This is a genomic window from Mesorhizobium sp. L-8-3 (assembly GCF_016756615.1).
Taxonomy (GTDB): domain Bacteria; phylum Pseudomonadota; class Alphaproteobacteria; order Rhizobiales; family Rhizobiaceae.
In genome coordinates, this window is sequence record NZ_AP023262.1 from 857,702 (window position 1) to 871,367 (window position 13,666).

At 62.0% G+C, this 13,666-nt stretch carries 14 protein-coding genes; 1 reads left to right on the forward strand and 13 read right to left on the reverse strand.

The genetic code is table 11. From position 1 onward, the window contains the following. Positions 1-11 precede the first annotated feature (11 nt). The 4 genes from pyrC to JN302_RS03970 all read right to left on the reverse strand — a co-directional run bounded on the left by pyrC (position 12) and on the right by JN302_RS03970 (position 4,175). Entirely contained in the window at positions 12-1,097 is a 1,086-nt protein-coding gene (pyrC, locus tag JN302_RS03955; RefSeq protein WP_202331885.1) for a dihydroorotase, read from the reverse strand. After that, positions 1,094-2,233: a Zn-dependent hydrolase gene (locus JN302_RS03960; protein ID WP_244846187.1), complete on the reverse strand. Its 1,140-nt coding sequence runs from the start codon at positions 2,231-2,233 to the stop codon at positions 1,094-1,096. The genes pyrC and JN302_RS03960 overlap by 4 nt, the downstream gene beginning before the upstream one ends. Before the next feature lie 146 nt (positions 2,234-2,379). After that, positions 2,380-3,330 (reverse strand): dihydroorotate dehydrogenase, encoded by a 951-nt coding sequence (locus JN302_RS03965; RefSeq protein ID WP_202310200.1) that lies wholly within the window; start codon positions 3,328-3,330, stop codon positions 2,380-2,382. Beyond that, entirely contained in the window at positions 3,327-4,175 is an 849-nt protein-coding gene (locus JN302_RS03970) for a dihydroorotate dehydrogenase electron transfer subunit (protein WP_202331889.1), read from the reverse strand. Before JN302_RS03970 ends, JN302_RS03965 begins: the two co-directional genes overlap by 4 nt. 257 nt (positions 4,176-4,432) lie before the next feature. Between JN302_RS03970 and JN302_RS03975 the strand changes: the two genes are divergently transcribed. Then, positions 4,433-5,137 carry an orotate phosphoribosyltransferase gene (locus JN302_RS03975; RefSeq protein WP_202310202.1) on the forward strand — a complete coding sequence of 235 codons (705 nt, stop codon included), beginning with the start codon at positions 4,433-4,435 and terminating at the stop codon, positions 5,135-5,137. A 21-nt stretch (positions 5,138-5,158) separates the two neighbouring features. On the opposite strand, the gene JN302_RS03980 is transcribed toward JN302_RS03975, so the two are convergent. From JN302_RS03980 to JN302_RS04020, 9 genes are all read right to left on the reverse strand, one after another. Then, a complete protein-coding gene (locus JN302_RS03980; RefSeq protein WP_202310203.1) occupies positions 5,159-6,076 on the reverse strand; it encodes a helix-turn-helix domain-containing protein in 918 nt (305 codons plus the stop codon). A gap of 82 nt (positions 6,077-6,158) precedes the next feature. Further along, positions 6,159-6,932, reverse strand: coding sequence for an ABC transporter permease (locus tag JN302_RS03985; RefSeq protein ID WP_202331891.1), 774 nt, complete (start codon positions 6,930-6,932; stop codon positions 6,159-6,161). A gap of 39 nt (positions 6,933-6,971) precedes the next feature. Beyond that, positions 6,972-7,976, reverse strand: coding sequence for an ABC transporter substrate-binding protein (locus tag JN302_RS03990; RefSeq protein WP_202331893.1), 1,005 nt, complete (start codon positions 7,974-7,976; stop codon positions 6,972-6,974). 23 nt (positions 7,977-7,999) lie between these two features. After that, positions 8,000-8,782: a nucleoside phosphorylase gene (locus tag JN302_RS03995; RefSeq protein WP_210382583.1), complete on the reverse strand. Its 783-nt coding sequence runs from the start codon at positions 8,780-8,782 to the stop codon at positions 8,000-8,002. Continuing rightward, positions 8,779-9,531, reverse strand: a complete 753-nt coding sequence (locus tag JN302_RS04000) for an ABC transporter permease (protein ID WP_202331897.1) — start codon at positions 9,529-9,531, stop codon at positions 8,779-8,781. The genes JN302_RS03995 and JN302_RS04000 overlap by 4 nt, the downstream gene beginning before the upstream one ends. Then, complete coding sequence (locus JN302_RS04005; RefSeq protein ID WP_202331900.1) at positions 9,528-10,298, reverse strand: ABC transporter ATP-binding protein; 771 nt, start codon at positions 10,296-10,298, stop codon at positions 9,528-9,530. Before JN302_RS04005 ends, JN302_RS04000 begins: the two co-directional genes overlap by 4 nt. A gap of 843 nt (positions 10,299-11,141) precedes the next feature. Continuing rightward, entirely contained in the window at positions 11,142-11,927 is a 786-nt protein-coding gene (locus JN302_RS04010) for an aspartate/glutamate racemase family protein (RefSeq protein ID WP_342215916.1), read from the reverse strand. Beyond that, positions 11,900-13,180 carry a TRAP transporter large permease gene (locus tag JN302_RS04015; protein WP_202331902.1) on the reverse strand — a complete coding sequence of 427 codons (1,281 nt, stop codon included), beginning with the start codon at positions 13,178-13,180 and terminating at the stop codon, positions 11,900-11,902. Before JN302_RS04015 ends, JN302_RS04010 begins: the two co-directional genes overlap by 28 nt. Continuing rightward, positions 13,177-13,662 carry a TRAP transporter small permease gene (locus JN302_RS04020; RefSeq protein ID WP_202331904.1) on the reverse strand — a complete coding sequence of 162 codons (486 nt, stop codon included), beginning with the start codon at positions 13,660-13,662 and terminating at the stop codon, positions 13,177-13,179. Before JN302_RS04020 ends, JN302_RS04015 begins: the two co-directional genes overlap by 4 nt. Positions 13,663-13,666: the final 4 nt, after the last annotated feature.

A 13,666-nucleotide genomic window follows, 5' to 3' on the forward strand; every position in this document is an offset into this window, starting at 1 on the left:
GTTGCGGATCGTCACTCACTGACTTCTCCAATGGACCAGGCCAGCCATTCACCGCCACGAAACTTCGCGACTTCACTCCTACCGACCTGTAGAGAGCGATCGCTGAGGTCGCGCCGTCGGTGCAGCGTGATCGTATCGTGGTTGACCGGCAGGCCGTAAAAGCTTGGCCCGTTGCAGGACGCGAAGGATTCCAGTCTGCAAAGGGAGTCCTCTTCATCGAAGACCTGTGCATAGGTCTGGAGAGCGGTGGGCCCGCAGAAAATGCCGGCCGAACAGCACTCTGCCTGCTTGGCCTCCCGCAGGTGCGGCGCCGAATCCGTGCCAAGGAAGAAGCAAGGTTCGCCGGAAACCGCGGCGCGCCTCAGTGCCTGGCGATGGTGCTCGCGCTTGGCGACTGGCAGGCAGTAAAAATTGGGTCGCAGGCCGCCTTGAAAGAGCGACGTGCGGTTCAGCACCAGGTGGTGGGGCGTTATTGTCGCCGCCATACGGGTCGCATTCTCACGGACAATGGCCACGCCTTCCACCGTCGTGACGTGCTCGAGGACAATCTTGAGACCCTGATGTCGCTTGATGAGTCGCTGCAGGCTGTTCTCGATGAAGAAGCTCTCGCGGTCGAAGATGTCGACCGCCGGGTCTGTCGCCTCGCCATGGATGAGAACGGGCATTCCGATCCTCTCCATCCGCTCCAGCACCGGTCCGATCCGGGCGAGGTCCGTCACCCCATGACTGGAATTCGTGGTTGCGCCAACCGGGTAAAGCTTGCACGCCACCCAGACGCCCTCTTGGAACCCGGTTTCCACCTCGTCGGCGGACGTCTCTTCCGTCAGATAGCAGGTCATCAATGGCGTGAAGTCCGACCCTTCCGGTCGCGCGGCCAGGATGCGGTCACGGTATGCCCGAGCGGCTGCCACGGTCGTGATCGGCGGAGTCAGATTTGGCATGACGACGGCGCGGGCGAACTGCGACGTCGTGAAGGGCAGGACCGCCTTCATCATGTCGCCATCGCGCAGATGGACGTGCCAATCATCCGGACGTCTGATCGTCAGGGTCGTAACGGCGCTGGCTCCAAGCTGACCAAACATCTTTTCAGTGTTCATTGCATCGCCGCCTCTCGGATCGCGGCGTGCATCACATCGATCCCGGCAATCAGGTCGGGCAGGTCCATCGCTTCGCGCGGATTATGAGAGCCGTTCTGGTTGCGCACGAAGATCATGGCGCTTGGAACGCCTGCATTCGCGAATACCGCGGCGTCGTGGCCCGCGCCGCTGGCAATCGCCTCCGAGGGCAAGTGCAGGCTGGCTGCCGACGCTGTCAATCGCTCAACCCACTCCTTATCCATCGCCGCGCCGGCGGCCTCCACCTTTTCGTCGAAACGGAAGGTGACTCCGCGCTCTTTCGAGACGGCGGCACATTCGGACAGGAAGAGTTCGTAGGCCGCATCGAGTGTGGCCTTGCTCTGGCTGCGCACCTCAAAGGCGAAACGGACAAGTTCGGGTATGCGGGCGATGGCATTCACTTTCGCATCCGTCGCGACGATGCCCGACGTGAGGACCAGGTCGTGTCCACGCTCGAGCAGCGTTCGCCAGTGCGCATCGAGATGCGTGATCAGTTCGCACATCCCGAACACCGCGTCGTGGCGCAGCCATCTTGGCACGGCGCCGGAATGACCTGCCTGGCCGATGCATTCGACGGCGCGATGCCTGATGTTCCCACGAATGCCCGTGACGATGCCGATCGGGAGGTTGCGCGCGGCGAGCACCGGCCCCTGCTCGATATGGAGTTCGACCCAGGCAGCGACTGATTTCGGGTCAAGCAAGACTTCGTGCGCCGCAATCCGGTCGACGTCGATCCCGACGCCGCGCATGCAGTCGCGCAACTGACGACCGTCATTCTCGGCCTTGGTGTCCAGGTCGGATGGCGTCAGCTTTCCAAAGAGACAACTTGACCCGAGATAGGGCTTGCCGAACCGGGCGCTCTCCTCGCCCCGTAGCGCATAGAGCTTGATGGTTCGGCGCAATGGCGCGTTCACCGCTTTCAGCCTGCGCATGACGGTGAGCGCCGCGATCACGCCGGCGGCCCCGTCGAAATTGCCGCCCTGCGGCACCGAATCGACATGTGAGCCGCAGGCGATGAAGGGCAGATGGTCTTCCAAACCGGGAAGCGTGGCAACGAGGTTGGCAGCAACGTCGCGCTCGGTGTGAAGACCAATGCGCTGGGCCTCCGCCTCGATCATGTCGAGGGCTTGGGATTCCTTTTCGGTATAGGCGAGACGACTGATACCGACGCCATCGAATGCCGCCCGCCTGAGCGCGTCGAAAAGGCCCGCCACCTCATCGCGCTCGGTTGGCCTGCAGTCGGGATCGCGAACCGCCGCTGCAATCATTGCGCGGGCTCCATCCATGCCATGTCGGGCTCGTCGCTCTCTTCCACAAGCAGAGCTCCGGATAGATCGCTGATCCTCGCTATGTCTCTGTGCATGCAGAATTGCTCGAGTCCCTCGATCACGCGAAGCATCGCGTCCGGCTGGATGAAGGTCGCGGTGCCAATCTGCACGGCACTCGCCCCGGCCAGCATGAATTCCACCGCGTCCTCCGCGTTGGAAATACCGCCGCAGCCGATGATCGGGATGTTTGCCACTCGCGCACACTGGTAGACTTGCCGAAGGATGATCGGCTTCACCGCAGGCCCCGAAAGACCGCCCATGATATTGCCAAGGCATGGCCTGAACGTCTCCAAGTCAACGGCCATAGCGAGGATGGTGTTGGCGACGACGAGGGCATCGGCGCCGGCGTCTTCGGCGGCGCGTGCCACCGAAGCGATGTCTCCGGTGTTGGGGGTGAGTTTCGCCCAAACCGGCAACGTCGTCGCCTGACGCAGGGCCGCAGTCACACGTGCGGCCGAGTCGGGACTCATCGCGAAGGCCTTTCCGTCCTCCTCGATATTGGGACAGGATATGTTGGCCTCAATCGCCGCGACGCCCGGCACCGAAACCGCCTCTGCCAGCGAAGCGAAACCCTCCACCGTCGGTGCCGAGATGCTGACCACGAGAGGCGTCGAATGGCGCGCATAGAGGGGGAGTGTTTGCTCGACGAAGTGATCCAATCCCTTGGATGGGATGCCGATCGAATTGATCATGCCATCCGGCTGCTCGACCACACGCGGCAGCGGGTTGCCGGCGCGGACCTCGCGCGTGATGGTCTTGGTGACCAGCGCCCCCAACCTGTCGAAATCGATCACCCGGTCGAGGCCTTCGGCGAAGGTGCCGGACGCGGGCATGACGGGGTTTCGGAGGCGCAACGAACCAACATTGACGGAAAGGTCGACGCTCATGGCATCGCCTCCGCGAGGTCAAAGACGGGACCATCCCAGCAGACGCGCCGGCTCAGGATCTCGCCCTCGACGTTGAAGTCGCGTACACAGCAATAGCAAAGGCCGATCCCGCAAGCCATTTGCTGCTCCAGTGCAACCTGACCAGGAATCCCGAACTCGGCCGCAAGGCGCTGCTGGACACGCATCAGCCGCGACGAGCCGCAAGTGAAGAAGGCGTCACAGGCTTGTCGGGAGATGAGCCCGCGCAGAATCTTCTCGACATTGGCGGGACCGCTGGTCGCCTCCATGTCCGTAACACCGATGACGTCCGCTCCATAGTTGTGGAACAGATCGACCGAAACCAGGAGATCCGGGCGGCGCGCACTCAGAACTGCCGTCACGTGGATACCCACATCAGCGGCAGCGCGGGCCAGCGGAGCAAGCGTGGCAAGGCCTGCGCCGCGCCCCACGACGACGATGTGGCGCCATTGCGGATCGAGGGTGAAGCCTACGCCGAGAGGGCCGAAGACATCTATCGAATCCCCGACGTCGAGCGTCTCCAGCCCGCGTGTCCCAGCTCCTGCAATCTTGTACAGAAACTCGATCCGACAGGGAGCCGTAGTTGTCGCGTATATGCTCATGGGGCGGCGCAGGAACGGCTTTTCGCCCGGCGGTTGCGGACAGAGCAGTTGGAAGAACTGCCCCGGCTGCGCGCCGGCGGCGAGCGGTCCGCACGACAGGGCGAGGTGCCGATAATCGCCCGCGATCGCCTGGTTTGCGACGACTGTCGCGATCTCAGACGCAGCCTTCGGCTGCCATTGCTTGACAGTTCCCGTTTCGACTTGCTGTCCCGACCTTTGGAGCATCCTGGAGCCACCGCGAAAAAGGCGAAACTGACATAGCCAAATCTCATTTGCAATATGTAGTCTCTTTTTTTAGACAATTTTACGTATCACATCATTTCTGATATCGTTCCTCACAGTGGAGATTTGTCGCAATTCATGAAATCACCGTTGACGGACGGCCGCATCGCAGACAGAAGAGGCCGTTTGCACCCGACAAGCGCCCACCTCTGACAACACCGTGCCGGTGAATGCCGACGCACAGCCGTGGAGAACGACCGATGCCAAGCCTCTACACGCCCGTCGACAAGGAGACGATCGCCAGGGAAGCCGCCAAGATGCTGCTCGAAATCAAGGCGGTCCATTTCTACGACGAGAAGCCGTTTTTCTTCACTTCGGGTTGGGCGAGCCCGGTCTATATCGATTGCCGGAAGATCATTTCGTACCCGCGGTTGAGGTCGTCGCTGATTGACTTCGCCGCGGCAACCATCGTCCGCGACATCGGCTACGAATCAATCGACTGTGTGGCAGGCGGCGAGACCGCTGGCATTCCCTTCGCGGCTTGGATTTCCGATCGTCTGATGCTGCCGATGCAGTATGTGCGAAAGAAGGCCAAGGGTTTCGGCCGCAACGCACAGATCGAGGGCGAGATCGCCTCGGGCGCCCGGACGCTGCTCGTCGAGGATCTGGCCACGGACGGGCGCAGCAAGGTCAACTTCTGCCAAGCGTTGCGTAATGCTGGCGCCCACGTCGACCATTGCTTCGTGCTGTTCTACTACGACATTTTCCCCAAGAGCCGAGAGTTGATGGAGGAACTGGGCGTTCATCTCCACTACCTCACCACCTGGTGGTACGTGCTAGAAGTTGCGAAATCGAGCGGCCATTTCGAACCAAAGGTCTTGGCTGAGGTGGAGCGATTCCTGAACGAGCCGGCGAAATGGTCCGCCGCGCATGGCGGCATCTCGGAATTTGGCAAGGAAGGCTAAAAGCGACGCGTCGCCTATCGCTCACTCGGCAGTCGCGCGTTTCTTGGGTGCGGGCGCTATCGCTGACCGTGCCAGCACTTTATGCAGGAGTTCGGCCGCGTCCTTACCTTTGCGCGCGCGTTGCCAGAGATCGTCGACAAGTGTCTCATACAGGCGCACCGGCTCGACGTCGGCCGTCATCATCGCCACGCCGGAGCGGATATTGGGCAGGTCGCCGCCCAGCCGGAACGGGCTGACGCCGAGATAGGTTTTCTCGGCGGTTCGGAAGAGCTGAAAAGCCGTGTTGGGCAGCACCTCCTCGATAAGGCCGATCTGAATTCCCATCGGCTCACTTTCGATCAGGGTTATCAGGTGCTCGACCTCGTCGCGCGCCGCCTTGCGCCGCTCCGCCAATTCGGCGCCGGACAAATCGAACCGGCCGACGATGCCGAGCTTCAGCCAGCGCTCGATCTCCAGCAGGTTTACAAAGTTGACCACGCTGAGGCGCCGCTGCTGACTCGACTGTTTGCGTTCGTCGAGGATGGAGATGATCGTGTCGATATCGCGCTCGGCGGCCTTGCCGCTGAGATGCGACGGCAGGGATTCAAGCAAGGTGCGTTTCAGGTAACTGGAGAACGCGTCGGATGTGAGCAGGTAGGACAAGGGCGGAAAATGCGCCACAACCTGATCCGCGTCGGCTTCAACCTGGCGCATGCGCTCGAAATAGCTGATCGGATTGGCGTAATACTCAACCCCCGCCCCGAGCAGCGAGGCCACCGTGGTGTTCAGCACGCCGGCCAGCCGCTCCAGCGTTTCAATCTTGACGACCCCTCCGGTCTCGATCCGGTACACGGCCGCGCGCGAAATACCCAAATCGTCAGCGATCGCGTCGGCTGTGAGACCCCTTCCCATCCGGTAGGCCTTCAGCCGTCGGCCGATTTCCTCGAACTGGCTCGCCATCACACCTCCCAAATCGCCATTGTCTCATTATTTAGACGGAGTTAGCGCAAATCGGGGCAGGTTGCAAAGTTTCCTCTCAGCTTCACTCAAGCGCGAGACGTTCACGGGCGGCCGCACTTTCATGCCACCGCAGCATCCTCCTCTCCGCATAGTCGACGGCCAGGAACAGAGCGTAACCCAGCAGCGACAGGAGGATAACGCTGACCAGCACCAAACCGATGTCGGCTGTCTCTTGTCCGAGGCTCAGGAGGTAGCCGAGGCCAGCTCGCGCGCCCATCAGTTCGCCGATCACCGCCGCAGTAACTGCCAAGGTAACCCCGACTTTCATGCCGGTGAACAGCAGTGGCAATGCCTGTGGCAGCTCGATGCGCCACAAGCGACTCCATCCGTTCATGCGCAGGATCTTTGCCAGTGCCAGCAAATTGGGGTCGATCGAACGCAGGGCGCTGATCATATTGGACAGCACGGGAAAGAAGACGACGATTGCGACCAGTACCACCTTCGGCGTCGCCCCCAGCCCGAGCCAGAGCAGGAGAAGTGGGGCGATGGCAATCTTCGGCGCCGTCTGCATGAAGATGATGAGCGGGTCCAGGACTATTTCGAGCAGCGGAAGACGAACGAACAGCACCGCCATGACGATGCCGATCGCGGCTCCGATGACAAAGCCGGCCACGATCTCGATCAGCGTGACTGGTACGTGACCGAACAGCCCGGCTTGTGTAGCCAGGAACCAGAATTTGGAGGCAAGCGCAGGCGGCGACGGCACAAGGTATTCGGGCACACCGAACAGCGCCACGGCAAGCCACCATGCCGCAATAAAGACCAGAAGCGAAACAGCCGTGCGCAAAGTGATCATCTCCGGGCGCTCCGGCCTCTGGCCGGAGCGCCATTGGCTTCAGAGCCCGGACGGCTTCTCGACTACGAGGTCGGCAGCGGGAAACTCTTCGGGGATTGCCTTGTATTCGGCGGCCATGTCGATCGTCTTCTGCCACGCGGCGATATTGCCGTAGCCGAAGCCGCTTTTCTGCGTGTCCTCGCTCTGCCACAGCGTCTTGATGAAGACCTCCTTGATGATCTCAGTCACGACCTTCTCCTGCGGCGCGAAAGTCGGCGCGTAATCGGCGATCGCCATCTGGACGTCCTTCTGGACGTCGCCCTCGACGATATGCTTCAGCGCCTTGTCGAGCGCGGCGATGAAGCCTTTCACCTGCTGCGGATTGGAGGCGAGATAGCTTTCCGACGTGACGAGCACATTGCCGTGGCTCGGCAGGAAATCGTCCGAAGCAATCATGCCGACATCCACGCCTTCGGCCTTCAGCGCGTAGTAGCGCAGCATCGAGAAGACGATGGCGTCGACTTGGTCCGACTTCAACGCGTCCAGAATCGCGCCGGTGCCGACGATCTCGACCTTGACGTCGTCGATGGACTTGCCGGCCTGGCTCAACATGACCTGGAGCTGGATGTAGTTCGGGCTGCCGTAGCTGGTGACAGCCACCGTCTTGCCCACCAGATCGGCGGGCGACTTGATGCCGCCCGAATTCTTGAACAGCACCGCGCCGATGCCGCGCTGATAGGTCGAATGGACGACCTTCACTGGAATGCCGTTGGCACGAGCCGAGATGACTGCGTCGCCATTGGGAAAGCCGAACTGGACATTGCCGGCCGCGACGTTGTTCAGGATGTCCGCTGCGTTTGCGTAGAGAAACTCGACCTCCAGTCCCTGTTCCTTGAAGTAGCCTTCCTTCTGGGCGACGTAGAGCGGCAGGTAGTAAGGCACCGCCGCGCCGTCGATCTGTATGGTCACCTTGTCATCCGCCTTGGCGACGATGGCGCCAGCGACAAGCGCCAGCATCAGGAGCGGAATGGTCAGCGCGGCCTTGAGTCTTGCATGAATTCTCATGGCATTCTCCTCTGTCGATTTGTTTATTGATCGGATGTCTTGACCACGGCCGCAGCGGCTTGCGCGCCGGCGCGTAGGAGGTTGCGTTGCGTTGGTTCGTAGTCTTCGAGCCAGCCGTCGCTTCGCCTGTGAGCGTGAACGGCCAGGATCGCGCCCGCACGCACGCCGCATGCGCATGCCACTGCAAAGATCACCTCGGCCTCCATTTCGACGGCGTCGGCACCTGCTGTCGCGAAGCTGTCGAGCAACGCCGGGTTTCCCCGACCGGATGCGGTTGTCGGGCGGCCCTGCGCGCGATAGTAGCCATCGGCGGTAAGGCATCGGCCGCGGCGGCCCTTCAGCCCGAGAGACCGACATGTGTCCATCAAGCATTCGCTGACGGAGGAATCGGCGTGGACCGGCCGGGTCCTGTCCGGCTCATAGACGGCGGCGACGCCGCTGTTGCGGACTGCCTCATCGGCGATGAGGAAATCCCCGAGCGATAGGTCGTCGGCCAGCGCCCCACAGCCACCAGTTCGGATCAAGATCGTCGCTCCCATGGCGGCGAGTTCGACCGTTGCGATTTCGGCGGAAGCCCCGCCGATACCGGTCGAGCACACTCCGATGAGCACGTCGCCGAAATAGCCGCAGCCCAGCCGAAACTCCCGGTTCTGGCCGACGATGGCGAAGTCGCGGAGCACCGACGCGGCAAAATCGACACGACGGGGATCGCCCGGCAGCAGGAACGCTTTCGGCATCAAGGCTGGGCGCGGCAGGTGGGGCGGGACGCCGCTGCGCCATGGCCACTCCGCAGATCTGTCGGTCATCGCCATGACAGCAGCCATTTCTCCAGGCCGGCCAGAGCCTGGTAGATCAGGATACCCAGCAACGAGGTGATCAGCACCATCGCGAAGAGCATCGGCGTCTTGTATGTGGTGCCGGCGAAGACCATGAGATAGCCGAGTCCCTGGCCACCTGAGAGCCATTCAGCCAGAATGGCGCCGATCGTGGCCTGCACCGCGCCGACCTTGAGGCCAGCGAAGATCTCCGGCACGGCGGAGGGCAGCTCGATGCGCACGAGGCGGTCACGCCTCGTCAGGTGCAGGACTTCCGCCAGGAAGCCGAAATTTGCGGGGACCGAGCGCAGGCCGAGGATGGTGCCGGCCATCACGGGGAAGAAGACCAGGGACACGACCAGCACGATCTGCGACGTTAGTCCGAGCCCGAACCAGAGAATGAACAGAGGCGCCAGCGCGATCTTGGGTGCCGTCTGAAAGAAGAAGAGATAGGGGCCGATGATCCTTTCGACGCGTGGACTCTTGCCCAGCATGAAACCGAGCGCGAAGCCCAGTCCCGATCCGATTGCGAATCCAGCCAGGATGATACCCAGCGTGTGCGCCAGATGCGGCCAGATCGCGCCGTCGCGAAATAGTGCCACGAAGGCCGATCCAACCTCCGCTGGAGGTGGAAGCACGAAACGCGGTATCTTGAAGAGGCGCACATAGGCCCACCACACGGCGACCAGCATGAGCGGCGTCGCAATCATGAAAACCGCGCGGAGGGAACGATTGTTCATTTCAGTTCACGCCGCAGCACGGACAGCCAGCGATGAAAGTCGGGGGAGTCCTTGACGGATTCGTTCCTGGCTCCGCCGAAATCGAGCGTATGCAGCGCACTGATCCGGCCCGGGCGCGGCGACATGACGGCGACGCGGTCCGAAAGATACACGGCCTCGTCGATCGAGTGTGTCACGAAAATGATTGTCGCGGCAGTTTCCGTTTTTATGCGGAGCAGTTCGTCGTTCATCCTATCACGGGTGAGGAGGTCAAGGGCGCCGAATGGCTCATCCATGAGGACGAGCCGCGGATGATAGACCAGAGCGCGCGCGATCGACGCCCTCTGGCGCATGCCGCCCGACAGTTCTTTGGGCAGTGCCTTGCCGAAATCCTTTAACCCGACAAGGGCGAGCATTGAGGCCGCCCGCTCGTTCGCCTCCGACTTGGCGATGCTGAACACGTCGAGAGGGAAACGTACGTTATCTTGAATACTGAGCCACGGCAGCAGCACGGGCTCCTGGAATACAAAGCCGATGTCAGTTCCCCGGGAAGGCGCGCCGTCCCGCCAGCGGATCTGCCCACCAGACGGCTTCTCCAGCCCGGCCAGCAGCCGCAGCAGCGTCGACTTTCCGCAACCCGAGGGGCCGATAAGGCTGATAAGTTCGCCTCGGCGGACGTCCAACGTCACTGGAGAGAGAGCTTCGACCTCAGAGCCCTCTCTCGTTCGGTAGATTTTTGTCAGCGCTTCCACGCCGACGAGGACCGGGGATTCGGACGCCTGTTGCAATTTTTTTGACTACCGAGCTTCTTGTCTCAGGAATGAGACAAGAAGCTCGCAGGGATTTGAGCCAGAGTCAAACAGAAAGCAGCGGGCCCCGGATAGCCCCGGCGGTTGCGGATTCGCTAGTCTCCATCGGCAAGATAGCCGCCCACAAGTGGTCGCGAGCTTGACTGAGCGAAGCCTGTCAATCCTCTGGCGTGTGGGCGGCCTAACGCGAGTCCTCGCCCCGTTGTCCGCACAGGACAAGACGCTGGCGGTTCTGTACAGCGTGCCCGGTCCCTTGGACGTTCGGAGCCTTCTTGCATCCGTCGAGTACAGCAACCCGTCCCGCTATCGATCAACCATCCTCAAGGCCGCTCACCGCGCCCACCTCCTGCACTTAAACACCAAGGCCGACACCGCGCAGTTATCGCCGCCCGGTTCGCGCTACGTTGAGGAAAGGGTGACCCTCGAAGTTTGAACGGGTCCCATCGGCACCCCAAGAGGGAAGGTCAGCCGCGCTCCCTTGCAAGATGACCTCTCAGATTATTGACCCCTGGGAAGCGGCAGTATTGGATGGAAGGAGCAATCATGTCTTGCCTCCACCCCGACGGCTTTGACGGAGACAAGCGTCGCGCCCGAAGATACAGTATCGGCTGAAGCCGCTTCAGGTCTTGTCGTGGAGAAGCACGTGCCGAACGCTGGAACTCTGCCCAATTCCACGAAGCGGAGAGCGGACTTTCCGCGGAACTCCCTGCCTTGCTGTTTTGATCCAATGCAGGCCTCCAAGGCACGATTCTCCGTGAAGGCCGTCATTGGTCCGGCAACGCGCCCTGTCGACCTGATAGTCCCGTAGCCACGCGCGCGATACTATTCTTTGCCTTTTTCCGAGGGCTTCCGGGCGATCCATGAGGACAGCGGTTCCGGCAAACCAGTGCTCTCTTTCGCCGGAGGGCGCGCGAAACTGCCAGCATTCGCGCCCAGCGGGCGAAGCCGATGGAGGGCGAGCGCCTGCAGAGCCGCCGCCTGAATTGGGTCCAGCAACACGGCGGGAACCTCATCCATGATGTCGCTGGCAAGTCCCGCGATCGGGGCGCCAGCAAGGATGACAACATCGGCGCGGGTGGCGGCGCGACGGCATGTTTCTGCCAGCGGTCGCCTCAGATCCTGCGCCACGTCGGAGATGGAGCCGAAATCGGCGTCCGGGGTGAAGGTTCCCGCGAAGCGGCGTTCAATGCCAGTCCGTGTCACCTGTTCCTCATACCAAGGCGCGAGCCGGGGAGAAAACGTGACGAAGGCGAAGCGCTGACCGAGCGCCAGCGCGGCAAGCATTGCGGCCTCCGACATGCCCGTGACCGGCAGGTCGAACAGTTCCCGCGCCGCTCCGAGGCCGGGGTCGCCGAAGGCGCCGATCACGGCCGCGTCGAAACTGCCGATCCGCTCTGCGAGCATCGACAGGACCGCAGCACCGGCGATCTCGGCCTCCGCGCGCGACGAGATATAGGCGAACCCTTCGCGCGCAGTGACGGGCAGCAAGTCCACGTCCGGCGGCAGCACGGACCTGGCCGAGGCGGCAAGCCTGTCGGTCAGCGCCTGCGTCGTGTTCGGGTTGAGAAGCAGGAGCCGCATCAGTAACCGAGCCTTTCCGGCAGCCATGTCACGATTCCCGGGAAAATCATGCACAGCAGCAGCACCGCATACATCGTGGCGATGAAAGGCCAGCTTTCGCGGACAAGCTCGCCCATCCTGACGCCCGTAACACCACAGACGACGAAGAGCACCACGCCCACAGGCGGAGTCAGCATCCCGATCACCAGGTTCAGTACGAAGAGAAAGCCGAAATGCAACGGATCGATCCCGTATTGTAACGCAATCGGGTGAAAGAGCGGCACGAGCATGATGTAGGCGGCGTTCGACTCCAGGAACATGCCGACCACCAGCAACATGAGCGCGATCAGGCAAAGAAACAGGAATGGGCTGTCCGTAATTCCCTGCATCAAGGCTGCAAGTTTCATCGGCAGGAGATCGATGGTGAACAGGAAGGTCACGGTGGAGGCAAACGCGATCATCGCGCCGACGAGCGCAGACGTTTTCGCAGCACTCAGGAGCACTTCAGGAAGGTCTGCGAACTTGAGTTTGCGCGTGACGAAAAACCCGAGGAAGAGGGCGTAGCCGACGCCGACCGCCGCGCCCTCGGTGGGCGTGAACACCCCGGCGATGATACCGCCGATGACGAAGACCGGCATCAGGAAGACGATGAAGCTGCGCTGCGTCTCGCGCAGAATGTTCGACAGCGTGATAGGTTGACCGGCCAGCGGATAGTTCCGTCGCCACGCGATGAGCCAGCACAGAAGCATGAAGGCGGCGAAAAGGACTAACCCCGGAACCACACCGGACATGAACATGCCGCCGACCGAAACGCTTGACCCTGCCATGAAGGCATAAACGATCATCGCCCCGGAAGGCGGGATGATCGGCCCGAGATTTGCCGCTGCCGCGACGATCCCGGTCGAAAAGCCGAGACCGTATTGCTTTTTCAGGGATGGAACGAGGGTGGACGCCAGCGCCGATGCATCCGCCACGGCAGCGCCCGAAACGGAGGCGAGCCCGGCTCCGGAAATGATCGTGACCTGCGCCAGCCCGCCGCGCACCCGTCCGATGAAGGCGTTCGAGAAATCGATGAGCCGGTCCATGATCCCGCCCTTGAGCATCAGTTCACCCGCGATCATGAAGAGTGGGATCGACATGAGCGGGAAGGAATTGACCGCGTTCATCAGCCGGGGCGGCAGTACCAGCAGATCGAAACCCGCCAGCCACAGCCCCGCCAGCGCCGCGACGCCGAGCGAAAAGGCGAGCGGCATGCCGAGGAACGCGAGCAACAGGAAAGTGGCGATGACGAAGAGGCTCATATGCGAGGTTCCGCCGGGAAAAGGGCGAGATGGGCGAGATGCAGCGCCGCATGCAGCGCGCCAAGGATCACGGGAAAGAAAAAGACGCTCGAGGTCATGTCGATTGCGCCGAGCCGCTCTGACCATGTCGCCAGCGCCACGACGATCGACGTCCAGAAAACGACCGCCATCATCACCGCTGCGAGAGCGCACATCAGCCGGGCAACGAAGCGGCGAAGACCATCAGGGAAGCGCGCCACCAACAGTTCGATCCCGACATGCGTGCCGTCGCGGATTCCAAGCGGAATGGCGAGGAAGATGGTCCAGACGAAGGCGATGCGGCTGGCCTCGTCGGCCCAGTCGAAGGAACCGTTGAAGACATAGCGCATGACCACCTGCGCGGAGACCACGACCACCATCGCCGCAGCGCCAAGGATAACGAGGAGACGCGCGCCGGTGTCGGCGCGCGCAAGCAGTCCGGTCAGGGGACGGTAGAGCGCCATCTGA

Bases quoted from the DNA above. Each gene is read 5' to 3' on its own strand.
- pyrC (WP_202331885.1), bottom strand. From the start codon at position 1,097: ATGAACACTGAAAAGATGTTTGGTCAGCTTGGAGCCAGCGCCGTTACG.
- JN302_RS03960 (WP_244846187.1), bottom strand. From the start codon at position 2,233: ATGATCGAGGCGGAGGCCCAGCGCATTGGTCTTCACACCGAGCGCGAC.
- JN302_RS03965 (WP_202310200.1), bottom strand. From the start codon at position 3,330: ATGAGCGTCGACCTTTCCGTCAATGTTGGTTCGTTGCGCCTCCGAAAC.
- JN302_RS03970 (WP_202331889.1), bottom strand. From the start codon at position 4,175: ATGCTCCAAAGGTCGGGACAGCAAGTCGAAACGGGAACTGTCAAGCAA.
- JN302_RS03975 (WP_202310202.1), top strand. From the start codon at position 4,433: ATGCCAAGCCTCTACACGCCCGTCGACAAGGAGACGATCGCCAGGGAA.
- JN302_RS03980 (WP_202310203.1), bottom strand. From the start codon at position 6,076: ATGGCGAGCCAGTTCGAGGAAATCGGCCGACGGCTGAAGGCCTACCGG.
- JN302_RS03985 (WP_202331891.1), bottom strand. From the start codon at position 6,932: ATGATCACTTTGCGCACGGCTGTTTCGCTTCTGGTCTTTATTGCGGCA.
- JN302_RS03990 (WP_202331893.1), bottom strand. From the start codon at position 7,976: ATGAGAATTCATGCAAGACTCAAGGCCGCGCTGACCATTCCGCTCCTG.
- JN302_RS03995 (WP_210382583.1), bottom strand. From the start codon at position 8,782: ATGACCGACAGATCTGCGGAGTGGCCATGGCGCAGCGGCGTCCCGCCC.
- JN302_RS04000 (WP_202331897.1), bottom strand. From the start codon at position 9,531: ATGAACAATCGTTCCCTCCGCGCGGTTTTCATGATTGCGACGCCGCTC.
- JN302_RS04010 (WP_342215916.1), bottom strand. From the start codon at position 11,927: ATGGCTGCCGGAAAGGCTCGGTTACTGATGCGGCTCCTGCTTCTCAAC.
- JN302_RS04015 (WP_202331902.1), bottom strand. From the start codon at position 13,180: ATGAGCCTCTTCGTCATCGCCACTTTCCTGTTGCTCGCGTTCCTCGGC.
- JN302_RS04020 (WP_202331904.1), bottom strand. From the start codon at position 13,662: ATGGCGCTCTACCGTCCCCTGACCGGACTGCTTGCGCGCGCCGACACC.